Source organism: Streptomyces endophytica (genome assembly GCF_026153355.1).
In the GTDB taxonomy this organism is placed as follows: Bacteria; Actinomycetota; Actinomycetes; order Streptomycetales; family Streptomycetaceae; genus Streptomyces; species Streptomyces endophytica.
Genome location: NZ_CP110636.1, coordinates 3,029,669 through 3,052,122, shown reverse-complemented (window position 1 = coordinate 3,052,122; position 22,454 = coordinate 3,029,669). Strand labels below are relative to the sequence as shown.

The window sequence follows — 22,454 nt, the reverse complement described above, 5'->3', positions numbered from 1 at the left end:
GCGGCATGGGCACGACAGGGGCGCAACCCCCTTGCCGGTCAGAACAGTTTGCCGGGGTTGAGAATGCCCTGGGGGTCGAAGACCTGCTTGATGTCGCGGTGCAACTCCATTGCCACCGGGCCGAGTTCGCGGGCCAGCCAGTCCTTCTTCAGCAGGCCGACGCCGTGTTCGCCGGTGATGGTGCCGCCCAGGCGCAGGCCGAGCGCCATGATCTCGTCGAAGGAGGCCCGGGCGCGCCGTTCCTCGTCGGGGTCGGCCGGGTCGAAGCAGACCAGGGGGTGGGTGTTGCCGTCGCCGGCGTGGGCGCAGACCGCGATGGTCAGGCCGTACGTGTCGGCGATGGCGGTGGCGCCCTCCAGCATGGCGGCGAGCTGGGTGCGGGGGACGCACACGTCGTCGATGAGCATGGCGGGCTTGAGGCGTTCCAGGGCGGTGAAGGCGAGCCGGCGGGCCTGCAGCAGCAGGTCGGACTCGGCGGCGTCCTCGGCGGGCACGACCTGGGTGGCGCCGGCCGCCTCGCACAGCGCGCCGACGGCGGCGAGGTCGGCGGACGGGTCGGGGGTGTCGAAGGCGGCCAGCAGCAGCACCTCGGTGGACTCGGGCAGGCCCATCTGCGCCAGGTCGTTGACGGCGCGGACGCTGGTGCGGTCCATCAGTTCCAGCAGGGAGGGGGCGTGGCCGCGGGCCATGATCTCGCAGACGGCCCGTCCGGCGTCCGCCACGGACCCGAACTCGGCGACCAGGGCGAGCTGTTGGGGCGGGTTGGGCTTCAGGGCGAGGGTGGCGCGGACGACGACGCCGAGGCTGCCCTCGGAGCCGACGAAGAGCCGGGTGAGGTCGTAGCCGGCCACGCCCTTGGCGGTGCGGCGGCCGGTGGTCAGGAGGCGGCCGTCGGCGAGGACGACGTCGAGCCCGAGGACGTACTCGGCGGTGACGCCGTACTTGACGCAGCACAGGCCGCCGGCGGCGGTGCCGATGTTGCCGCCGATCGTGCACATCTCCCAACTGGAGGGGTCCGGCGGGTAGTAGAGGCCGTGTTCGTTGACCGCGCGGGAGAGGACGGCGTTGATGACGCCGGGTTCGACCACGGCGAGCCGGTCGGCGGGGTTGATCTCCAGGATGCGGTCCATCTTCACCAGGGACAGCACGATGCAGCCGTCGGTGGCGTTGGCGGCGCCGGACACCCCGGTGCGCGCGCCCTGGGGGACGACCGGGACACCGAGGGCGGTGGCCGTCCGCATCACGTGCTGGACCTGCTCGACGGTGCGCGGCAGGACGACGGCGGCGGGCTTGCCCGACGCGCAGAAGTTGGCCATGTCGCGGGCGTAGGAGCCGGTGACATCGGGGTCGGTGAGGACGGCGTCGGCGGGGAGCCCGGCGCGCAGGTGTCCGATGAGGTCCATGCGGTAAGCCTCGCATCCGTGGGCCGTACACGGAAGATCGTGTACGGCCCACGGGGCGGCGGGACGGGCGGCGCGCAGCGCTGTCTTCTGGGGGTGGAGGTCGGGAGGCGGGCGGGCGGGCCGCCGGTCAGAGGTTGCCGCGCTTGGCCTGTTCGCGCTCGATGGCCTCGAAGAGGGCCTTGAAGTTGCCCTTGCCGAAGCCGAGGGAGCCGTGCCGTTCGATCATCTCGAAGAAGACGGTCGGGCGGTCCTGGACGGGCTTGGTGAAGATCTGCAGCAGGTAGCCGTCCTCGTCGCGGTCGGCGAGGATCCTCAGTTCGCGCAGTTCCTCGATCGGCACGCGGGTGTCGCCGACCCACTCGCCCAGGGTGTCGTAGTAGGAGTCCGGCACGTCGAGGAATTCGACGCCGGCGGCGCGCATCTGCCGGACGGTGCCGACGATGTCGTTGGTGGCCAGCGCGATGTGCTGGACGCCGGGGCCGCCGTAGAACTCCAGGTACTCGTCGATCTGGGACTTCTTCTTGGCGATGGCCGGTTCGTTGATCGGGAACTTGACCTTCTTGGTGCCGTCGGCGACGACCTTGGACATCAGGGCGGAGTATTCGGTGGCGATGTCGTCGCCGACGAACTCCTTCATGTTGGTGAAGCCCATGACCTTGTTGTAGAAGCCGACCCACTCGTTCATCCGGCCGAGCTCGACGTTGCCGACGCAGTGGTCGACCGCCTGGAAGAACCGTTTCTTCGGGGGCTCGACGACCGGGCCGGCGGTGACGTACCCGGGCAGGTAGGGGCCGTCGTAGCCGGTGCGCTCGACGAGGGTGTGCCGGGTCTCGCCGTAGGTGGCGATGGCCGCGAGGACGACGATGCCGTGCTCGTCCTTGAGCTCGTAGGGCTCTTCGAGGCCCTTGGCGCCGTGTGCGACGGCGTACTCGTAGGCGGCCCGGGCGTCGGGGACCTCGATGGCGAGGTCGACGACGCCGTCGCCGTGGGCGGCGACGTGGTCGGCGAGGAAGCGGCCCCGTTCCGTGACGGGCTTGACGACGGAGGTGAACACGAACCGGGCGCCGCCGGATTCGAGCACGTAACTCGCGGTCTCGCGGCTGCCGTTCTCCGGTCCGGAGTAGGCGACGCGCTTCATGCCGAAGGCGGTGGAGTAGTAGTGCGCGGCCTGCTTGGCGTTCCCTACGGCGAAGACGACCGCGTCCATCCCCTTGACCGGGAAGGGGTCCGCCTGCCGAGCCGAGCTGGGGGTGAGGGGCTGGGTGTGCATCGTGGTGTCTGCCATGGCCGCAGAGTCCCTCCGATCCACAAGATGCGCAATAGTTTGTGGAACCATTGGGCACTCTGTACAGCAAGCGCGCGACCGAGCCGGGCTATCTGTACATGATGACCATCGAAAACGAGGGAGTGAACATTGGCGATCGATCATCTTGACGGGGCACTGCTGGAGCTGCTCGCCATAGAGCCGCGGATCGGGGTGCTGGAGGCGTCCCGGCGGCTGGGCGTGGCGCGCGGGACGGTGCAGGCCCGGCTCGACCGGCTTCAGTCGAATGGAGTGATCCGCGGCTTCGGGCCCGAGGTGGACCCGGCGGCCCTCGGCTATCCGGTCACCGCGTTCGCGACCCTGGAGATCAAACAGGGCCAAGGAAATGACGTACGGGCCCACTTGACCACCGTTCCCGAGGTGCTGGAGCTGCATACAACGACGGGACACGGGGACATGCTCTGCAGGCTCGTCGCTCGCTCCAACGCCGATCTGCAGCGGGTGATCGACCTGGTTGTGGGCTTTGATGGCATTGTGCGGGCTTCGACGGCAATCGTGATGGAAAATCCGGTTCCGTTGCGGATCATCCCGCTGGTGAAACAGGCATCGGGAGACTGACCGAGCGAGGAGACCGACGGTGAGCTTCTGGGAGTACGTCGGCACCCGGCACGCCCAGCTGCTGACGGATGCGTATCAGCACGCCAGCGCGGTGTTCCAGTGCATGGTGATCGCCACCCTGATCGGCGTGTTCCTCGGCGTGGTGACCTACCGCAGCGAATGGGCGGGGTCGCTCGCCACGACCACCACCGCCACCGTCCTGACCATCCCGTCGCTGGCCCTGATCGGTCTGCTGATCCCGATCGTCGGCCTGGGCGTCGCCCCGACCGTGATCGCGCTGACCCTGTACGGGCTGCTGCCGGTGGTCCGCAACGCCATCGTGGGGCTGCGCGGGGTGGATCCGGCGCTGGTGGACGCGGCCAAGGGCATCGGGATGTCGCGGGCGGCCCGGCTGTTCCGGGTCGAACTACCGCTGGCCTGGCCGCCGATCCTCACCGGCATCCGGGTCGCCACACAGATGCTGATGGGCATCGCCGCGATCGCCGCGTTCGCCTCCGGCCCCGGCCTGGGCAACGAGATCTTCCGCGGGATCGCGTCACTGGGCAGCGCCAACTCGCTCAACCAGGTACTGGCCGGCACGGTCGGCATCGCCGTGCTCGCGCTCCTCTTCGACGCCGCGTACGTCCTGATCGGACGCCTGACCATCTCCAGGGGGATCCGTGCCTGAGACGACCGACCAGCCGGCGGCACCCGCCTCCGGCGCGAACATCCGGCTGGAGAACCTCACCAAGACCTACCCGGGCAACCCCACCCCGGCGGTGGAGGACGTCTCCATGGAGATCAAGGCCGGCGAGACGGTGATCTTCGTGGGGCCGTCCGGCTGCGGCAAGTCCACCACCCTGAAGATGATCAACCGGCTGATCGAGCCGACCTCGGGCCGGATCCGGATCGGCGACGAGGACGTCACCGACATCGACCCGGTCAAACTGCGCCGCAAGGTCGGCTACGCCATCCAGGCGTCCGGCCTGTTCCCGCACATGACCGTCGCCCAGAACATCGCCCTGGTCCCGAAGATGATCGGCTGGTCCAAGAGCCGGACCAAAAGCCGGGTCGAGGAGATGCTCGACCTGGTCGGGCTGGACCCCGGCGAATTCCACGACCGCTACCCGCGCCAGCTCTCCGGCGGGCAGCAGCAGCGGGTCGGGGTGGCCCGGGCGCTGGCCGCCGACCCGCCCGTGCTGCTGATGGACGAGCCGTTCGGCGCGGTCGACCCGATCACCCGCGACCACCTCCAGGACGAGCTGATCCGGCTCCAGCACGAACTGCACAAGACCATCTGCTTCGTCACCCACGACTTCGACGAGGCCATCAAGCTCGGCGACCGCATCGCGGTGCTCCGGGAGCGCTCGCACATCGCGCAGTTCGACACCCCGGAGGCGATCCTCACCAACCCGGCGGACGACTTCGTGTCCGGGTTCGTCGGCGCCGGTGCCGCCCTGAAACGCCTCAACCTCACCCGGGTACGGGACGTGGGCGTGGTGGACTTCCCCACCGCCGGGATCGACGACCCACTGGAGTCGATCTTCGACCGGCTGCGGGCCGGCGCGCACAACGAACTGCTGCTGCTGGACCGCAACCGCCGCCCGTACAAATGGCTGCGCCGCAGCGACCTCGCCCGCGCCAAGGAGACCCTGGCGCGGGCCGGCACCCTGGTCACCGACACCGTCACCCGGGACGCGACGCTGCGGGACGCCCTGGAGGCGGTGCTCACCGACAACGCGGGCCGGGTCGCGGTCACCGGGCGGCGCGGCGAGTACATCGGCGTGGTCGACATGGAGACGCTGATGAACAACGTCCACGAACTGCTGGAGGCCGACCGCCTGGAGGCCGTCGAGCACCAGCACGAGCTCCGGGAACAGCGCGCCCACCTCACCCAGCGCGAGCAGGAGGGCCTGGACGAGGCCGGGGGGAGCAGGGCATGAGCACCCCCGACGGCCCCGGCGGAGCCCGCGACGGCAGCCGGCCGCGGCCCGCGGGCAGCGGCCCGGCGCCCGGCGGGCGCGGGGCGAGCGACCACGAGGCGTTCGCGCTCCGCGACAACGTCGAGATGGAGCAGCGGGAGCTGGCCGCCGGTGAGGCGCCCACCCCGTCCGCGGCCCGCGGCGGGCGGCGGATCAGCTGGCAGAAGTGGACGTTCATGCCGGCGTTCCTGTTCTTCGCGCTGCTCGCCACCTGGCTGTGGTTCCGCGGCGCGCAGCTGGACTCGATCGCCCATCAGGCGGTGGACGACGGCAAGGTGTGGCTGGCGCTGCGCCAGCACATCGTGCTCACCGCCGTGTCCACGTTCTTCGTGCTGATCATCGCGATCCCGCTGGGCATCGCGCTGACCCGGTCGCGGCTGCGCCGGGCCACCCCGTTCGCGATGGCGGTCGCCAACCTCGGGCAGGCCGTCCCGGCGCTGGGTCTGCTGATCCTGCTGGTCATCTGGCTGGGCATCGGCGCCCGTTCGGCGATCGTCGGCATGGTGATCTACGCGGTCCTGCCGGTGCTGGCCAACACCATCGCCGGGCTGCGCGGCATCGAGCCGACGCTGACCGAGGCGGCCCGCGGCATCGGCATGTCCCCCACCGGCGTGCTGACGAAGGTGGAGCTGCCGCTGGCCGTGCCGCTGATCCTGGCCGGGGTGCGGACCGCTCTGGTGCTGAACGTGGGCACCGCGACGCTGGCCACGTTCGGCGGAGGCGGCGGCCTGGGCGATCTGATCTCGGCGGGCATCGTCACCCAGCGGATGCCGGTGCTGGTGCTCGGCTCGGTGCTGACGGTGGCGCTGGCACTGCTCGTCGAATGGCTGGCGTCGCTCGCCGAGCTGCTGCTGCGGCCGCGCGGGCTGGAGGTGGCCACATGAGGCGTACGCCCCGCTTCCGCCGCCCGGGACCGCGCCGGGCGGTGGCCGCCGCGCTGCTGGCCGGGCTGTTCGCCGCCGGCTGCGGCCTGGTCAGCGGCAGTGCGATGACCGACAACGTCCGGCCGGGCCCGAACGCCGGCTACCCCGACCGGCCGCTGACCGGGGCGCAGCTGACGGTGACGTCGAAGGAGTTCACCGAGCAGATCGTGCTCGGCCAGATCATGGGCCTGGTCTTCCAGGCCGCCGGCGCCAAGGTCATCGACAAGACCAGCATCCAGGGATCCATCGGCGCCCGGGAGGCCGTGAAGTCCGGCACCGCGGACGCCGCGTACGAGTACACCGGCACCGGCTGGATCACCTACCTCGGCCACACCAAACCGGTCGTCGACCCGCAGGAGCAGTGGCGGGTGGTCCGCGACGAGGACCGGAAGAACGGCCTGGTCTGGCTGCCGCCGTCGAAGCTGAACAACACGTACGCGCTGGCGCTCAACCCCGCCAACCAGAAGAAGCTGGGCGTGCACACCCTCTCGGACGTCGCCGCGCTGTCCCACAAGAACCCGGGCGCGGTGACCCTGTGCGTGGAGAACGAGTTCGCCACCCGCAACGACGGCCTGCCGGGCATGGCCCGCGCGTACGGCATGCAGGTGCCGTCCGGCAACGTCCGCAAGATGACCGGCGGTGTCGTCTACACCGAGACGAAGAAGGGCACCTGCGCGCTGGGCGAGGTCTTCACCACCGACGGCCGGATCAAGGCGATGAACCTGCAGGTCCTCGCCGACGACAAGCACTTCTTCCCGAACTACAACGTCGCGCCGGAGATCAACGCGGCCTCCCTGAAGAAGTACCCGGCGATGGCCGAGGTCCTCGCCCCGGTCACCCGCGCGCTGAACAACACCGTCGCCCAGGAACTGAACCGCAAGGTGGACGTCGACGGCGAGGACCCCCACCAGGTGGCGAAGGTCTGGCTGCTGCGGGAGGGGTTCATCAGGGAGGGGTAGACCGCGGCCGGGTAGTGGGGGGCTCGCCACGGTAGTGGGGGCCTCGCCACGGCGGTGGGGGGCCGCGCCACGGCGGTGGGGGCCGCGCCCCGGCCGTGGGAAATGCCCTCTCCCCCACCCCACCAGGCCGGGAATACCCCTCCCCGCCCTCCCGTTGTCGGCCCCGAGGGGGCGCTTCGGTCCCCTACGGGAAGTGTTCGGCTGCCCCTTAGGTACTCAGCAGCTGGGAACCCGGCCGCCGTTCCGGAGGGCCTTGAGGGCCTTGACCGCGCCGTCGAGGGTGGTGACGGAGACCAGCCGCATGCCGCGGGGCAGCTCCGCGCGGGCGTCCGCGCACTCCTTGCGGGGCACCAGGAAGACCGTCGCCCCGTCGCGGCCCGCGGCCTGGGTCTTCAGTGCCACCCCGCCGACCGCCCCGACCTCGCCGTCCGCGCTGATCGTGCCGGTACCGGCGATGGTCCGGCCGCCGGTCAGGTCGTGGCCCGCGCCGTCGCCGGCCAGCTTGTCGACGATGCCGAGCGCGAACATCAGCCCGGCGCTGGGCCCGCCGACGTCCGCGAGGCTCAGCTTGACCTTGACGTCCTTCGGGGACCTGCCGAGCTGCCCGAGCGCCGCCTCGGTCGCGCTGTCCTGCGACTCCTTCATCTGCCGGGCGTTGTGCTCGGCGATCTCCTCGGTGTTGTTGCCCACCGGGTAGACCGCCTCCCTGGGCATCACGGCCTCGTCGGAGCGGAACCAGCCCTTGAGGATGTCCGCCAGATGGACGGAGGCGTCCGGGCCGGTGGCGACGATCGAGGTCATCCGCAGCTGCCCGCTGGTCTTCCGGGTGCCCGCCCCGCTGATCGTGATCACCGGTTTGCCCTTGTCGTCGCCGAGGACGTTCGCCGTCATGCCCGGATACGCCACCGAGAACGGCAGCGGAGCCAGGGCCGCGGTGACGAGGAGGGCGAGGACGAGGGCGGTGCAGACCGCCAGGGCGCGGGCGCGGGAAGACACCCCGCCACCCTAATTGACCCCCGCCCCACCAGGCCCGTAAGCCGCTGCGGGCTCACCACACGGCCACCGGCCCTTCACACTCCGGTACGGACGGCCCGCGCAGTACGGAGGGTCCGGGCACCACGACCGGCCGGGGCGGCACGGACGGCCCGCCCGGTACCGCTCAGCGCAGCGCCTCGGACACCTCGCGGGCGGCGTCGATCACCCGCGCCCGACGCGTTCGGAGACGGTGTCGGAGAGCATCACCACGCCCACGCTGCCCTCGATGCCGCTCACCCCGAGCAGCGGCGCCGCCGCACCGCTGGCGCCGGCCTCCAACTCCCCGTGCGTCAGGGCGAGTCCGGCATCCTGGAGGCGTCCCTGGCGGGCCTTGAGGATCGCCCGCCCGGCGGCCCCGCGGTCCAGCGGATGCCGGAAACCGGCCCGGTAGGCCACGTGGTAGTCGGTCCAGGTCGGCTCCACCACGGCGACGGCCAGCGCTTCGGTGCCGTCGACGAGGGTGAGGTGCGCGGTGGCGCCCACGTCCTCGGCCAGTGACCTGAGCGCGGGCAGCGCGGCCTCTCTGACCAGCGGATGAACCTGCCGGCCCAGGCGCAGGACGCCCAGGCCGACGCGGGCCCGGCCGCCGATGTCGCGGCGCACCAGGGCGTGCTGCTCCAGGGTGGCCAGCAGTCGGTAGACGACGGTGCGGTTGACGCCGAGCTTGTTGGACAGCTCGGTGACGGTCAGCCCGTGGTCGGTATCGGCGAGGAGTTTGAGGACGCGCAGCCCTCGGTCGAGCGTCTGGGAGGTCTCTGCGGTCACGACGCCCTCCTGGTGTGAGTGGCGGCGCTCGGCACGGCACGCTGCGAGTCCCGGAGCAGCGCGCGCAAGAGGCCGCCGGCCGCATGGCACCGGCTGCGCTCCGCGGCGGCGCTGCCACGGGGCGTGTGCGTGACCGGGACAGTAGCGAGCCAGTCCGGTCAGCGGAAGAGTCCGTCCAGAATCCGGGCTTCCGCGCCCGCAATATCCCGTTTGGTCCGCCCAGAACGGCCTCAGCAGGGCTTCAGCGGGGCATCCGATGTTTCAGCGAGGGCTACGAGGTGAACCGTCCGTGACGCACGGCCGGGGCGGCCGGGGACGACGCGCCGCCGGCCCGGGACCCGGTGCGGCCGTCCGCCGTACCGGGCCCCGGACCGACGGATCTCACCGCGCCCCGGCCCGGGGCTCACCGCCCGCGCCCCGGCCCGGGGGCTCACCGCATCCGCGTGGCCCACTCCCGTACCTTCTTGATCCGCTCGTTCAGCTGCCCGGCGGTGGCCTCCGCGCTCGGCGGCCCGCCGCACACCCGGCGCAGCTCGGTGTGGATCACCCCGTGCGGTTTGCCGCTCTGGTGGACGTACGCCCCGACCAGCGTGTTCAGCTGCTTGCGCAGTTCCAGCAGCTCCTTGTGCGTGACCACCGGCCGCCGCTCGGCCGGGATCTCCAGCAGATCGGCCTCCGAGTCCGGCTTCTTCCGGCTGTGCGCGATCTGCCGGGCCTGCCGCTTCTGCAGCAGCAGCTGCACCTGGTCGGGCTCCAGCAGCCCCGGGATGCCGAGGTAGTCCTGCTCCTCCTCGCTGCCGGCGTGCGCCTGCATGCCGAACTCGGCGCCGTCGTAGAGCACCCGGTCGAAGACCGCCTCCGACTCCAGCGCCTCGAACGAGAACTGCTCCTGCTCCCCGGTGTCCTCGTCCTGCTCCTTGTTCGCCTCCTCCATCTCCTTCTCGGATTCGGCGTACGGGTCCTCCTCGCCGTCCTTCTTCGGCTTGTCGAGCACGTGGTCGCGCTCGACCTCCATCTCGTTGGCGAAGCCGAGCAGCATCGGGACGGTCGGCAGGAACACCGAGGCGGTCTCGCCGCGCTTGCGGGACCGTACGAAGCGGCCCACGGCCTGCGCGAAGAACAGTGGCGTGGAGATCGTCGTGGCGTACACGCCCACCGCCAGCCGCGGGACGTCGACGCCCTCCGACACCATCCGCACCGCCACCATCCAGCGGTCCTGCGAATGCGAGAAGTCGTCGATGCGCTGCGAGGCGCCGGAGTCGTCGGACAGCACCAGGGTGGCGCCGCTTCCGGTGATCTCCCGGATCAGCTTGGCGTACGCCCGGGCCTGCTCCTGGTCCGAGGCGATCACCAGCGCGCCGGCGTCCGGGATGGACTTCCGTACCTCGGTCAGCCGCTGGTCGGCGGCGCGCAGCACGTTCGGCATCCAGTCGCCGCGCGGGTCCAGCGCGGTCCGCCAGGCCTGCGAGACCGCGTCCTTGGTCATCGGCTCCCCGAGCCGGGCCGCGATCTCGTCGCCCGCCTTGGTGCGCCAGCGCATGTTGCCGCTGTAGGAGAGGAAGATGACCGGCCGCACGACGCCGTCGGCGAGCGCGTTGCCGTATCCGTACGTGTAGTCCGCGGACGACCGCCGGATGCCGTCGTTCCCCTCCTCGTACGTCACGAACGGGATCGGGTTGGTGTCGGACCGGAACGGCGTACCGGTCAGCGCGAGCCGCCGGGTGGCCGGCTCGAACGCCTCCAGGCAGGCCTCGCCCCACGACTTCGAGTCGCCGGCGTGGTGGATCTCGTCGAGGATCACCAGGGTCTTGCGCTGCTCGATCCGGTTGCGGTGCAGCATGGGGCGGACGCCGACGCCCGCGTAGGTCACCGCGACGCCGTGGTACTCGCGGCCCAGCGGGCCCGCGCTGTACTCCGGGTCGAGCTTGATCCCTATCCGGGCCGCCGCCTCCGCCCACTGCTTCTTCAGGTGCTCGGTCGGCGCGACGACGGTCACCTGCTGCACGACGTGGTGGTGCAGCAGCCACGACGCGAGGGTGAGCGCGAAGGTCGTCTTACCGGCCCCGGCGTCGCGACGGCGAGGAAGTCCTCGGCTGCGTCTGGATGTACCGGTCCATGGCCGCCTGCTGCCAGGCACGCAGCTTGTTCGCGGTACCCCAGGGGCCCGCCCCGGGAAGGCCGGGACAGGTGATGGTTGTTGGTGGCGCTGGTGGTGGTAGTCACGGTCTCCGTCGGCTGAACTCGGCTCTCGGCAACCGCGCCAGCGTACCGGGGGTGCTCCCACGTTGTCGGCCGTCCCGCCGTGGGGGTGCTCGTCGTTGCGCTGTGCGGCGCCGCGTACGTCGTCGGCCGTCCCGCCACGGGGCCTGGTCGCCGTTACGCCTGGCGGCGGGCGTGGTGTTGTCGGGTGCGGTGCCGCCCCTCCGGACTTCGTCCTGCGGTCCGGCCCCTCCCGTGGGTGGGGGTTTCGTGGGGGCGGCCCCGGTCCCTTCGATGACTGTGACCTTTTCCACACGTGGTCACCTGACCTGCGCCCGCCAGCCGAGTACGTGGGGGTGTGAACAGCGCGTGGCGGGAGGCCCGAAGTCATGGACTCCTCCGGTGGCCCCCTTAGCCTCGGCCGGCGTTGTCCACGGACGGAGAAGGAACTCCTATGCGACACAGGCTTGTTGGGGCCCGCGCGGTGCGTACGGTGGCCGTGCTCGCGGCCCTGTTGGTCGGGCTGCCGCCCTCGGTGGGATCGGCCTCCGCCGCTCCGATACCGCCCGCTCCCGGTCACCGGCTGGTGCCTCGGTACGAGGGGGCGCCGGCCGTCGCCGAGCCGTTGCCCGCGGGGCAGGCGCCGCCGCAGCACCCGTTTCTGGCGCCCAACGGGCGGGCCGGTATGCACGGGGACGGGCCAGCAGTGACACCCATCCGTTCCCGGTCCGCTCGGTGTCCGGCCCGCCGTGCGCAGCGAGAAGATGGCCGCGCTCGGCGGTGAGTGCGCGACGGTGACCTTCGACTCGGGTGGCCGGATCCTGACGGTGTGCGGCACCTTCCAGGGGTTCCGGCTCAAGCTGCTGGACCCCACGTCCCTGGAGACGCTCGCCGAGTACGCGCTGCCGCAGCGCCCGTCCACCGTCGAGGCGATCACCCGGCTGGACTTCTCGAAGATCTTCAAGGACACCTCGGGAGGGGCCTACTTCTACCTCGACAACGAGGACCGGGTCGTGCTGGCCGACTCCCGGCAGCACGTGCTGCGGCTGTCCCATGCCCGGGCCGCCGACGGCAGCTGGCACTTCGCCCTGGACGACGACTGGGACCTCACCCCGTACGTGCCGCACGACTGCGTCGGCTGGACCAACCTCCACCCGCGCGGCGAGTGCGACCCGGTGACGTCCGTGCAGCCCGACTGGGACGGCCGGATCTGGTGGGTGACCCGTAAGGGACGGATCGGCACCATCGCCCCGGGGAACGGCACCGTACGGGCCGTCCGACTGGACGGCGAGGAGATCCAGAACAGCTTCTCGGCGGCCGGGGACGGCGTCTCCGTCGTCTCCGACCACGCCCTCTACAGCCTGCGCGCGGACGCCGGCGGCACCCCGCGGATCCAGTGGCGGCGCACCTACGACCGCGGTACGGGCGGCAAGCCCGGGTCCGTGAACCAGGGCTCCGGCACCACCCCGACCCTCCTCGGCGACGCCGCCCACCCCTACGTGGCGATCACCGACAACGCCGACGACCGGATGAACGTGCTGGTCTACCGGCGCACCGGCCCGGACGCCGGCCGCCTGGTCTGCAAGGTCCCGGTGTTCGCCGCCGGCGCCTCCACCACGGACAACTCCCTCATCGGCTACGGCAACAGCCTGGTCGTCGAGAACAACTACGGCTACGAGAACGTCACCTCGCTGCTCCTGGGCAAGTCGGTGGTCGGGGGCATCACCAGGGTCGACATCCGGCCGGACGGCAGCGGCTGCGACACCGTCTGGGAGAGCACGGAACGCTCGCCGTCCACCGTGGCCAAGCTGTCCACCGCCAACGGGCTGCTGTACCACTACACCAAGGACCCCAACCGGCTGGGCATCGACGCCTGGTACCTGACCGCGATCGACTTCCGCACCGGCACGACCCGCTGGAAGCGCCTGACCGGCACCGGCCCGCTGTACGACAACAACTGGGCCCCGATCACCCTCGGCCCGGACGGCACCGCCTACGTCGGCGTCTTCAACGGCCTGGTGGCCGTACGCGACACCGCACCGCCCACCTGACCGCACCCCGTTTGTTGCCCCGTGTTGCGCCGTGTTGCAGCCTCGTGGCAGCCCGCCCCGCACCCTTGCCGGGCCCCCGTCCCGCGGCCTAGAGTCGGGAGCACACCGCAACCCGGCCGTGTGCCCGAGTGGTTCAGGGGCTCGCCTGCAAAGCGAGTTACGTGGGTTCGAATCCCGCCACGGCCTCCGAGTGACAGCGAAGCGGCCCGCCATCTCTGTGGCGGGCCGCTTTCGTGTGGGGTGGTTACTGCTGGATCACCTGGGCGACCGCCGCCTGGGGGCGGATGGGGAGGCGGCCGATGGGGCGGCCGGTGGCGGCGCGGACCGCGGAGGCCACGGCGGCCGGGGAGGTGACGACCGGGACGGCGCTGGCGGGCTTGGCACCGAAGGGGGCGACCACGTCGCGTTCCTCGACGAGCTTGACGATGCGGATGTCGGGGGCGTCGAGCGCGGTCGGCAGGGCGTAGCCGGTCAGGTCGGGGTGGCGGACCTGGCCGCGGGTGGTGCGGAGGTTCTCCATCAGGGCGGCGCCCAGGCCCTGGGTGACGCCCGCCTCGATGCGGGTCCGCAGCTGGGCGGGGTTGAGGATCCGGCCGACGTCCTGGGCGACGGTCATCTCGACGACCCTGATGGTGCCCAGTTCGATGTCGACGTCGGCGACGCAGCGGATCGCGCAGAACGCCAGGCCCACGAACGCGTCGCCCTGGCCGCTGTCGTCGAGCGGCTCGGTGGGGTGCGGGCGGCACTGGGCGGTGGCCCAGAGCTCCTTGCCGTCCAGGGCCTCGGCGACGGTGGTGCTGAGCACGCCGTCGTACGAGGTGATCTTGCCGTCGCTGATCTGGAGGAGCTCGGTGGACATGCCGAACTTGTGGGCCAGCGGCTGGAGGAGCTGGGTGCGGACCATCTTTGCGGCCCGCTCGACGGCGCCGCCGGAGACCCAGGTGTGGCGGCCGTGGCAGGCCGGGCCGGCCGGGGGCTGGTCGGTGTCGACGCCGGCGACGTGCACCTCGTCGACCCCGAGGGTCTCCTGGACGATCTGCCGGGCCAGGGTGGAGAAGCCCGAACCGGTCTCCACGGCGGCGCAGATGACGGTCGCGACCGAGCCGCTGACCTTGACGGTGGCGGTGGAGACCTCGTCGGTGCCCTCCGCGCCGAGCATGTGCACCATGCCCAGTGCGTAGCCGACGCCGCGGCGCACCGCGCCCGGTTCGCCCGCGCCCTCGGGCCCGCCCGGCAGCAGCCATTCCGCTTCGGGGGCGTCCTTGGGCAGTTCGGGCAGCGGCGCCTCCTTGACGGCGAGCAGGAGCTCGGCCACCGGGGCGGGGCAGGTCACCGTCTGGCCCGTGGGGAGCAGATCGCCGGTGGCCATGACGTTGCGGAGCCGGATCTCGTGCGGCTCCAGGCCCAGCCGGGCGGCGAGCTTGTCCATCTGGCCCTCGTAGGCGGCACAGACCTGCATCGCGCCCTCGCCGCGGACGTGGCCGGACGGCGGGTTGTTGGTGCGTACCGCCCAGCCGTCGACGACCGCGTGCGGGACGACGTACGGGCCGCAGGCGAAGGAGACGGCGGCGGCCAGCGCGTCGGCGGAGGTGTCCGCGTACGCCCCGGCGTCCATCAGGATCTGCGCCTCGACCTTGACCAGCCGGCCGTCGGCGTCCGCGTGGTGGCGGTAGCGCAGCAGCGTGGGGTGGCGGTGGGCGTGGGCGAGGAAGGACTCCTCGCGGGTGGCGGCCAGTTTGACCGGGCAGCCGGTGCGCAGCGCCAGCAGGCCGAGCGGGAGCTGGATGCCGGGGTCCTCGCGGTCGGCGGTGGCGCCGGGGACGCCGGTCACCACGACCTTGACCTGGTCGGGGGTCAGGCCGAAGGAGGCGGCGGCCAGGTCGCGGTCGGTGTGCGGGTCCGTGGAGGCGGTGTAGATCTCCACGCCGCCGTCGGGGCGGGGCACCGCGAGTCCGGCCTCGGCACCGATGGGGGCCGGGTCCTGGCGGCCGATCCGGTAGAGGCCCTCGACCATCACCTCGCCCACGGCGTCGGCGTCACCGAAGCGGAGCGGGATGTGCCGGATGAGGTTGCCGTCGGGGTGCAGCGGCTCGGCCTCGAAGGCGAGCTGGGGGTCGGTGACCGGCTCCAGGACCTCGTACTCGACGGCGATGGCGGCAGCGGCCAGCCGCGCCGTGTCGGGGTGGTCGGCGGCCACCGCGGCGATCGGCTCACCGTGGTGGCGGATCTCGTCCTTGGCGAACACCGGGCGGTCGGCGGTGCCCCGGCCGTGGCCGGCGTCCCCGGGCACGTCCTCGTGCGTGACGACGACGCGGACGCCGGGCATCTCGGCCGCGTGCTTGGTGTCGACGGACAGGATCCGGGCGCGCGGGTGCGGGGAGCGCAGCACGGCCGCCCACAGCAGGCCCTCGGCCCACAGGTCGGCCGCGTACGGGAAGGTGCCCTCGGTCTTCGCCGCCGCGTCGGCGGACGGCAGGGAGACGCCCAGGCCGCGGAGCGGCGTCTCGTCGGGCAGCTCGACGCCCGCGGCGGGGGTCGCGGTGACGGCGCCGGCGCCCTCGGACGTTCCGGTCATGCCGTGCCTCCCGGGTGCGGATCCTGGTCGTGCGGGGCGTGGCCCATGGGGTCGGCGGGGCCCGCCTGGTGGGGGATGCGTGCGGTGTCCGCCGGGGGCGCCCCGGTCTCGTCGTCCGCCGTCCCGTAGGCGGCCGCGGCGGCCTCCGCACGGGCCTTGACGACCTCTTCGACGGCGTCCAGCACGCCGCGGTAACCGGAGCAGCGGCACAGGTTGCCGCACAGCGCCTTGCGGACCTGCAGTTCGTTGGGGGCGTGGTTGCCCTCCAGGAGGTCGTGCACGGTCATCGCCATGCCCGGTACGCAGAAGCCGCACTGCACGGCACCGGACGCGGCGAGCGCGCGCTGCACGTCGGAGGGCACGCCGTTCTCCGCGAGCCCCTCGACGGTGCGGACCTCGCTGCCGGCCGTGGTGGCGGCGGGCACCAGGCAGGAGGCCACCAGCCGCCCGTCCACCTGGACCGAGCAGGCGCCGCACTCCCCCTGGGAGCAGCCGTCCTTGGCCCCGGCCAGGCCGAGCCGCTCGCGCAGCACGTAGAGCAGCGATTCGCCGATCCAGGCGTCGGTGACCGGGCGGTCGATGCCGTTGACGCGCAGCACGTAGGACGCGGCGGGGTGTTCGTCGTGGGGGGCCGGGTCGTCCGCGAGGAGGGACGGGGCGCCGGACGGGTCGTCGTCCCCCGGGGCGGCGGCCGCGTCCTCGGGGCGGGCCGGTCGTCGGGGGCGGTCGGGGACTCGGAGGCCGTGGGGACCGTTCCCTCGTCGGCGGACTCGTCGGGCACATCCGGCGAAGGCGACGAAGCGGGCGCGGCGGACGGCTCCGGGGCGGCGCCGTCCGTGGCCGCGGTGAACTCGTCGGTGTGCTCCGGCTGTTGTGCGGCGTGGTCCGGCCGCTCGTCGTGCTCCGGCTGCGCGGCCGGTTCGCCGGCCTCGGGGGACGCCCAGCCGTCGCCGACGGCGGCCGGCGGTGCGGGCGCGTCCGCCGCGGCGTCGTGGTGGTGGTCCGTCACCGCGTCGTCGTGCGGCGGCCGCTCCGTCTCCGCGGCGGGCGGCCACTGGGCGAGCGCGTCGGCGGGCAGCGACCAGTGGCCGGTCGCGCCGGCGGCCGCGGGGTCCGGCCCGGCGACATGGTCGTGGCCCGGCGCCCGGCCGTGGTCCGCGAGGCCGTTGCCGGGCGCGTAACCGCCGTTCAGGGGGCCGCCGTAGGGATCGTCCGCCGAGGGTGCCGGGGCGGCCTCCTGGGGCTCCTCGGCGGTCGCCGGGGCGCCGCTGGTGGCGCTCAGGCCGGCGGTGAAGTTCCAGTGGCCGGTGTGGGCGGCGTCGGCGGTGTCCGCCGGGGTGGCGGCGCTCTCGTACGCGCCGGAGCCCGGGTAGCCGCCGGCCTGGTAGCCGGCGCCGTTGGTGCCCGTGAGGCCCTGGTGTCCCGGGTGGCCCTGCTGTCCCGGGTGGCCGGTCAGCCGGTCGTCGTCGACCAGGTATTCACCGGACTCCTCCAGTCCGTCGTCCGCCGCCGGGATGCTCCAGGAGGCGGCGGCCTCGGAGCTGCCGGCCACCGGCCACTCCACGGTGTCCGGGCCCCACGGCCGGGCGGCCTCGGGCGCGGCGCTCTGGTAGATCGCGGAGCCGCCCTGGTGGCCGGGGTCGTGCGCGGGCGCGCCGTATCCGGTGGAGGGGTCGGCGTAGCCGGCGGCCCGGTCGGTGAACGGCATGGTCCACTGCCCGGTGGCCGCGGGGTCGGCGCCCGTTTCGGGGGCCTGCGGCGCGGCCGCGTGCGGGGTGAACGACGCCGGCGGGGTGTAGCCGTGACCGGGCGCGGCGAGCGGGTCGGCTCCCGGGGTGGGGTAGCCGGGCGTACGGCCGCCGTAGACCCCGGTGGTGAAGCCCTCCGGGAGCTGGACGAAGGCCGTGGCCTCGGACTCGTACTCGCCGCCCTGCGGCAGTGGCTGCCAGCCCTGGTCGGCGTGCGGCTGCTGCGGATGACGGTGGTCTTCGCTCACGAGAGCGCCCTCCCAAGTGCGCGGCGGGCCAGGGCTGCCACCGTACGGCGCAGGTGCAGCGCGGCCGGCGGCAGGGTCGCCGGTTCGGAACCGTCCTCCGGCGGGGCCGGGTCGGGGATGCAGGCGGCGGCGACGTAGTCCCCGAAGGCTGTCAGGGCCTCGGGCACCAGGCCGCGTTCGCCGTCCCAGTCGATGAGCGAGGCCACCCACTGCTCGGCCTCCAGGGGGCGCAGCGGCATCGCGGCGACCGCGCCGACCGCGCAGCGCACCCCGCGCCGGGCGGGGTCGAGGACCAGCGCCACCGACGCGGTGGCCCGGCCGGGGCCGGTGCGGCCGGTGGCCTTGAGGAATGCCTGTGGGGCGTGCAGCAGCGGCACCCGTACGAAGCCGACGAGTTCGCCGGGGTGCAGCATCTCGTGGCCCGCCAGGAGGTGGCTGACCGGGATCTCGCGCCGGGCGCCCCCGGGGCCGGCGATGATCACGGTGGCCTCCAGGGCGGCGAGCACCGGAAGCGTGTCGCCCGTGGGGGCGGAGGTGACGATGTTGCCGCCGAGGGTGCCGGCGTTGCGGATCTGCGGGGGGCCGGCCGCGCGCGCGGCGGCGGCCAGGCCGGGGATGAGGGCGGCGAAGTCGGGGCGTCCCATACGGGCGAGGGTCAGGCCGGCGCCGAGCAGCGCGTGGCCGTCCAGGTACTGCCAGCCGCGGATCTCGCTGATCCGGCCGAGGCCCACCAGGGCCGCGGGTCTGAGGAGTCCGGCGTTGACCGCCGCCATGAGGTCGGTGCCGCCCGCGACGGGCACGGCGGCGGGCATGGCGGTGAGTGCCGCCACGGCCTCGTCGAGCGAGGCCGGCAACGTCACCGTGTGCGACGCGTGCGGTGCGTGCGTGGTCAAGCCAGCTGCCCCTTCCCCGGTGGTGTCCCGGCAGTTCCGCTCCGCCGTACGGTACGTGCTCACAGCCCGGACGTGGCAACTCTGGCACATCTTCCCGGACCCTCGGCGCGAGGGTCCGCGAAGGGACGATCCGTCCCCGGACAGGGTGCTGGTCCGGATTCGTCCGCCACCGCCGGTGAAGTCCGCGGTCGGGCCCGCCGGCGGGACGTGGTGCGGGTGCGCCCGGGCAGGGCGCACGCCGTCGTACGGCGGTGCTCGGTACGGCGGTGCGGGGAGGAACCGCCGTGTGTACCACCGTCCCAGGGTCCGGCCGTACGGGCGCCCTCCTTGCACCGGGGCTCACACGTTTGGGGGCGCCCCGTCGATCGGGCGTCCGAGCACCCCGGGACGTTTCTGCCAGGGGCGGGGGCCGCCGGGCGGCCGGTAGTCGACGCCGAGGGCGTCGAGGCGGCCGTAGTGGGCGGCCATCCGGCGGGTGAAGTCCTGGTAGTCGCGGCCGGCCGGGGCGGGCAACCGGGACCAGGCGACCTCGGCGAACGCGGTGAGCCGGGGGAAGACCTGGTAGTCGAGGCGCTGCTGACTGTCCATGACCTCGGTCCAGGCGTTGGCCTGGGTGCCGAGGACGTGCGCGGCCTGTTCGGACGTCAGCTCCGGCGGGACCGGCTCGAAGCGGTAGACGTCCTCCAGGGTCCGTACGTAGCCGATCGGCACCGGCTCGTCCGGGGAGGGGTCCTGGCGGTGGTCCAGGTAGACCTGCTGTTCGGGGCACATGACGACGTCGTGGCCGGATTTGGCGGCCGCGACCCCGCCGGCATAGCCCCGCCAGGAGGACACCGCGGCTCCCTCGGCAAGGCCGAATTCTGTCGTCTCACCTCCGGGCGCTCGGATCCCCTGTCGACACTCCTCGTCGAGCGGTCGCTCGTTCCTCGCTCCCTCCTCCTCGTCGCTTTCGACAGGGGCGCGCCCTTCGGTTCGACTCCCGCCCTCCAGGATCTCGTCCCAGCCGATGAGCCGCCGGCCGCGGTCGGCGAGCCAGCGGTCGAAGTGCCGGATGAACCAGCTCTGCAGCTCGTCCTCGCCGGCCAGCGACAGTTCGGCGATCCGGGCCTGTGCGGTGGCGGAGGCCCGCCACTGGTCCTTGGGGCACTCGTCGCCGCCGATGTGCACGAAGCGGGACGGGAAGAGCTCGAGGACCTCTTCGAGGACGTGCTCGTAGAACCGCAGGGTGGTGTCGGTGGGTGCCAGTACGTTGGAGTTGACGCCCCAGGTGTCCCAGACCTGCAGGGAGGTGGTGTCGATGACGTCGGTGTTGCCGAGTTCCGGATACGCGGCGATGGCGGCCTGCGAGTGTCCGGGGACGTCGATCTCGGGGACGACGGTGATGTGGCGCCGGGCGGCGTAGGCGACGATCTCGCGGATGTCGTCCTGGGTGTAGTGGCCGCCGTGCGGGCGCTCGTCCCAGAGCGGGGAGGCCCGGTGGCCGAGTTTGGTGCGGGCGCGCCAGGAGCCGGTTCCGGTCAGTTTCGGGTAGCGCCGGATCTCCAGGCGCCAGCCCTGGTCGTCGGTCAGGTGCAGGTGCAGGACGTTGAGTTTGTGCGCGGCGAGCAGGTCGAGGTAGCGCAGCACGCCGTCCTTGGGCAGGAAGTGCCGGGCGACGTCGAGCAGCATGCCGCGCCAGCCGAAGCGGGGCCGTCCTCGACGGTCAGTTGCGGGAGGACGGCCGGCTGCCCGGGGGTGAGCGGGGCGCGGCGGAAGGCGTGCGGGCCGAGGAGCTGACGGAGCGTCTGGGCGCCCCAGAAGACACCGGCCGGGCCGCCGCCGGTGATCCGTACGCCCCAGCGGGCGTCGGCCTCCAGGCGGTAGCCCTCCGCGGGCAGGGCCGCATCGAGGGCCAGGGCGAGGGTGTCGGTGGCGTCGGCGGAGCCGGGCGGCAGCGGCAGGCCGAAGGCGTCGCCGAGGGTGGTGCGCAGCCAGAGCGCGGTGTCCTCGGTGCCGGGTGCGGCGGCGAGCGCGGTGTCCGGGCCGAGCCGGACGGTGCCGCCGGGGGCCGCGTCGATGCTCAGCGGCGCGGGGATCAGCCCGGCACCCGGTGGGGGCGGGGTGCCCGGGTCGGGTGCGGGAGGGGTGCCCGGGGCCGGTCGTGCCGCGGGGTGTCCGGGTGGTGCGTGGGGCCGTCTGTGTCCGGCATGCCGTCAGTCCTCCACCACGCCCCCGGGTCCGGGACCGGCCGGCGCTGTAGGCGTACGGAGAGCACCTGCCCGTGCCGCGGGCGGTGTCACGGGCAGTGTCGCGGTCGATGCTGCCATCCGCCGGTACGCGGAGGCCGGTCATCCGGCCATCAATCCGGCCAATCTCGTCGCCCGGCCTGCCGTCGGCACGCCGTCCCGGGATTCCCGCGGGGAGCCCGCGAGGAGGGGCCGGTGCTTCCCGTACGGGCGGCCCGGTGCCGGCGCCCGGGTGTGCGGGCACGACGGCGGGCCCGGGCCGCGAGGGCTCCGGGCCCGTGCCCGCGGCGAGCGGGCGGCGGCGGTTACTTCTTGCCGCCGTCCTTGCCGCCCTTGTCCTTGTCGCCACCGGCGCCCATGGACTCGTAGATCTCCTTGCACATGGGGCAGACCGGGTACTTCTTCGGGTCGCGACCCGGGACCCAGACCTTGCCGCACAGCGCCACGACGGGGGTACCGTCGAGCGCGCTCGCCATGATCTTGTCCTTCTGGACGTAGTGGGCGAAGCGCTCGTGGTCGCCGTCGCCGTGCGACACCTGCGGTGTCGGCTCTACGAGGGTCCCCGTACCTGCCCCGCGCTCGGGCTCAAGAGTGCTCATAGCTGCCAAGGGTACTCACGCCCGCGACGACCCGGGAGCGACGGCCCGCCGCCCGGGTGGAGCGCGGGACCCGCCACCGCGACGCCCGCCGCCGGACCCGTCCGGGCCTCCGCTCGGTCCGCCCGCGGGGGCCGGGCGACACCTCCGCTCAGGAGGCCACCGCCAGCCCGCCGCGGTCGCCGGAGGTCAGGCCCAGCGTCTCGGCGAAGGCCAGCGCGGCCTCCGGCCGGACCTCGTACCAGGAGTCCTTGTCGCAGACCGCGTCGAGCAGCGCGGCGACCTCCGGCGCGCCGACCGTACGGGCCTCGGCGGCGGCGATGAAGGCGCGGACCGCGTCGGCCGCGTCGACCTCCGTCTCCGTACGGGCCACGAGGTCGTCGACGATCCGGCCGATCGACGCGTCACCGGGGGCGGCCCAGCTCATCGCCATCTCCAGGCCGTCGTCCGGCAGCTTCTCGGGATACGGGGCGCGCGCCCAGGCGCCGTCCTGCCACCAGTAGACGAACCCGAAGAGGTTCCCCTGGGCGTCGTCCTCCAGCTGCTCCCAGGGCAGCCACTCGGGGCCGCCGGCCAGGAAGTCGATCTGGCGGTCGCCGCTGTGGGTGTAGCTGCCGTCCGAGTCCTGGCCGCAGAGCAGCGCCCGGCCGCCGTCGTACAGCTTCAGCCGCCACCAGTAGCTGCCGCCGCCGTTCCAGCACTCCAGTCCGTGCTTCCCCCAGGAGAATTCGTCCCAGTCGTCCACCGCCGCGGCGACCACCGCGAGCGTCGCGGCCCGCGCCCACAGCCGCTCCGGATGGTCCAGATCCCCGGGCACACTCGGCCTGTGCATGGCACTCTCCCCCGCTGTCCTGCACGGCCCCGCCGACGCGGCCGCGCACCGTCCCCTGTCAGTCGAACCATAGCGACGGGCACTGACAATTCCTCATGACGAAGCCGTCACAATAATCCAGCGCTCAACAAAAATCCGGCGTTCCGCGGGACCTGCCCC

The 22,454-nt window shown here is 72.9% G+C and carries 15 protein-coding genes, 1 tRNA gene and 3 pseudogenes; 7 read left to right on the top strand and 12 right to left on the bottom strand.

Annotation, left to right across the window (positions count from 1 at the left end; all coding sequences use genetic code 11):
• Positions 1 to 38: 38 nt before the first annotated feature.
• On the bottom strand, positions 39 to 1,403 hold the full coding sequence (locus tag OJ254_RS13725; protein ID WP_265362550.1) for an FAD-binding oxidoreductase: 1,365 nt from the start codon (positions 1,401 to 1,403) through the stop codon (positions 39 to 41).
• Positions 1,404 to 1,530: 127 nt separating this feature from the next.
• Positions 1,531 to 2,688, bottom strand: coding sequence for a 4-hydroxyphenylpyruvate dioxygenase (hppD, locus tag OJ254_RS13720; RefSeq protein WP_265362549.1), 1,158 nt, complete (start codon positions 2,686 to 2,688; stop codon positions 1,531 to 1,533).
• Between the two features lie 129 nt (positions 2,689 to 2,817).
• Here hppD and OJ254_RS13715 point away from each other — a divergent pair, with 129 nt between their 5' ends.
• Genes OJ254_RS13715 through OJ254_RS13695 form a run of 5 tightly spaced genes read left to right on the top strand, consistent with a single transcriptional unit; the run spans position 2,818 to position 7,128 of the window.
• Complete coding sequence (locus OJ254_RS13715) at positions 2,818 to 3,285, top strand: Lrp/AsnC family transcriptional regulator (protein WP_030414526.1); 468 nt, start codon at positions 2,818 to 2,820, stop codon at positions 3,283 to 3,285.
• A gap of 19 nt (positions 3,286 to 3,304) precedes the next feature.
• Complete coding sequence (locus tag OJ254_RS13710) at positions 3,305 to 3,952, top strand: ABC transporter permease (RefSeq protein WP_265362548.1); 648 nt, start codon at positions 3,305 to 3,307, stop codon at positions 3,950 to 3,952.
• Between the two features lie 46 nt (positions 3,953 to 3,998).
• Entirely contained in the window at positions 3,999 to 5,207 is a 1,209-nt protein-coding gene (locus OJ254_RS13705; protein WP_423836013.1) for a betaine/proline/choline family ABC transporter ATP-binding protein, read from the top strand.
• Positions 5,204 to 6,130, top strand: a complete 927-nt coding sequence (locus OJ254_RS13700; protein ID WP_423835887.1) for an ABC transporter permease — start codon at positions 5,204 to 5,206, stop codon at positions 6,128 to 6,130. The genes OJ254_RS13705 and OJ254_RS13700 overlap by 4 nt, the downstream gene beginning before the upstream one ends.
• Entirely contained in the window at positions 6,127 to 7,128 is a 1,002-nt protein-coding gene (locus OJ254_RS13695; RefSeq protein WP_265362546.1) for a glycine betaine ABC transporter substrate-binding protein, read from the top strand. The genes OJ254_RS13700 and OJ254_RS13695 overlap by 4 nt, the downstream gene beginning before the upstream one ends.
• Before the next feature lie 216 nt (positions 7,129 to 7,344).
• Here the strand turns inward: OJ254_RS13695 and OJ254_RS13690 are convergent, their stop codons facing one another.
• The 3 genes and pseudogenes from OJ254_RS13690 to OJ254_RS13680 form a co-directional block, all read right to left on the bottom strand.
• Positions 7,345 to 8,124, bottom strand: coding sequence for a S16 family serine protease (locus OJ254_RS13690; protein ID WP_265362545.1), 780 nt, complete (start codon positions 8,122 to 8,124; stop codon positions 7,345 to 7,347).
• Between the two features lie 163 nt (positions 8,125 to 8,287).
• Positions 8,288 to 8,928: pseudogene (locus OJ254_RS13685) on the bottom strand (IclR family transcriptional regulator).
• A gap of 430 nt (positions 8,929 to 9,358) precedes the next feature.
• Positions 9,359 to 11,151, bottom strand: a pseudogene (locus OJ254_RS13680) (DEAD/DEAH box helicase).
• A 430-nt stretch (positions 11,152 to 11,581) separates the two neighbouring features.
• On the opposite strand from OJ254_RS13680, the pseudogene OJ254_RS13675 reads away from it, so the two are divergent.
• Positions 11,582 to 13,178, top strand: a pseudogene (locus OJ254_RS13675) (hypothetical protein).
• 114 nt (positions 13,179 to 13,292) lie between these two features.
• Positions 13,293 to 13,364: transfer RNA gene (locus OJ254_RS13670), tRNA-Cys, on the top strand.
• Positions 13,365 to 13,422: 58 nt separating this feature from the next.
• Here the strand turns inward: OJ254_RS13670 and OJ254_RS13665 are convergent.
• The 7 genes from OJ254_RS13665 to OJ254_RS13630 all read right to left on the bottom strand — a co-directional run bounded on the left by OJ254_RS13665 (position 13,423) and on the right by OJ254_RS13630 (position 22,295).
• Complete coding sequence (locus tag OJ254_RS13665) at positions 13,423 to 15,753, bottom strand: xanthine dehydrogenase family protein molybdopterin-binding subunit (RefSeq protein WP_265362543.1); 2,331 nt, start codon at positions 15,751 to 15,753, stop codon at positions 13,423 to 13,425.
• Positions 15,750 to 16,286: a (2Fe-2S)-binding protein gene (locus tag OJ254_RS13660; RefSeq protein ID WP_341483610.1), complete on the bottom strand. Its 537-nt coding sequence runs from the start codon at positions 16,284 to 16,286 to the stop codon at positions 15,750 to 15,752. Before OJ254_RS13660 ends, OJ254_RS13665 begins: the two co-directional genes overlap by 4 nt.
• A gap of 1,459 nt (positions 16,287 to 17,745) precedes the next feature.
• Positions 17,746 to 18,642 carry an FAD binding domain-containing protein gene (locus tag OJ254_RS13650; protein ID WP_030805807.1) on the bottom strand — a complete coding sequence of 299 codons (897 nt, stop codon included), beginning with the start codon at positions 18,640 to 18,642 and terminating at the stop codon, positions 17,746 to 17,748.
• A 339-nt stretch (positions 18,643 to 18,981) separates the two neighbouring features.
• On the bottom strand, positions 18,982 to 20,310 hold the full coding sequence (locus tag OJ254_RS13645) for a beta-N-acetylhexosaminidase (protein WP_265362541.1): 1,329 nt from the start codon (positions 20,308 to 20,310) through the stop codon (positions 18,982 to 18,984).
• On the bottom strand, positions 20,208 to 20,699 hold the full coding sequence (locus OJ254_RS13640; RefSeq protein ID WP_265365145.1) for a glycoside hydrolase family 20 zincin-like fold domain-containing protein: 492 nt from the start codon (positions 20,697 to 20,699) through the stop codon (positions 20,208 to 20,210). Before OJ254_RS13640 ends, OJ254_RS13645 begins: the two co-directional genes overlap by 103 nt.
• Positions 20,700 to 21,172: 473 nt before the next feature.
• Entirely contained in the window at positions 21,173 to 21,466 is a 294-nt protein-coding gene (locus OJ254_RS13635; RefSeq protein ID WP_037809130.1) for a DUF3039 domain-containing protein, read from the bottom strand.
• A gap of 148 nt (positions 21,467 to 21,614) precedes the next feature.
• Positions 21,615 to 22,295: a hypothetical protein gene (locus OJ254_RS13630; RefSeq protein ID WP_265362540.1), complete on the bottom strand. Its 681-nt coding sequence runs from the start codon at positions 22,293 to 22,295 to the stop codon at positions 21,615 to 21,617.
• Between the last annotated feature and the right edge of the window lie 159 nt (positions 22,296 to 22,454).

Bases quoted from the DNA above. Each gene is read 5' to 3' on its own strand.
- hppD (WP_265362549.1), bottom strand. From the start codon at position 2,688: ATGGCAGACACCACGATGCACACCCAGCCCCTCACCCCCAGCTCGGCT.
- OJ254_RS13630 (WP_265362540.1), bottom strand. From the start codon at position 22,295: ATGCACAGGCCGAGTGTGCCCGGGGATCTGGACCATCCGGAGCGGCTG.
- OJ254_RS13635 (WP_037809130.1), bottom strand. From the start codon at position 21,466: ATGAGCACTCTTGAGCCCGAGCGCGGGGCAGGTACGGGGACCCTCGTA.
- OJ254_RS13725 (WP_265362550.1), bottom strand. From the start codon at position 1,403: ATGGACCTCATCGGACACCTGCGCGCCGGGCTCCCCGCCGACGCCGTC.
- OJ254_RS13700 (WP_423835887.1), top strand. From the start codon at position 5,204: ATGAGCACCCCCGACGGCCCCGGCGGAGCCCGCGACGGCAGCCGGCCG.
- OJ254_RS13645 (WP_265362541.1), bottom strand. From the start codon at position 20,310: ATGCTGCTCGACGTCGCCCGGCACTTCCTGCCCAAGGACGGCGTGCTG.
- OJ254_RS13695 (WP_265362546.1), top strand. From the start codon at position 6,127: ATGAGGCGTACGCCCCGCTTCCGCCGCCCGGGACCGCGCCGGGCGGTG.
- OJ254_RS13665 (WP_265362543.1), bottom strand. From the start codon at position 15,753: ATGACCGGAACGTCCGAGGGCGCCGGCGCCGTCACCGCGACCCCCGCC.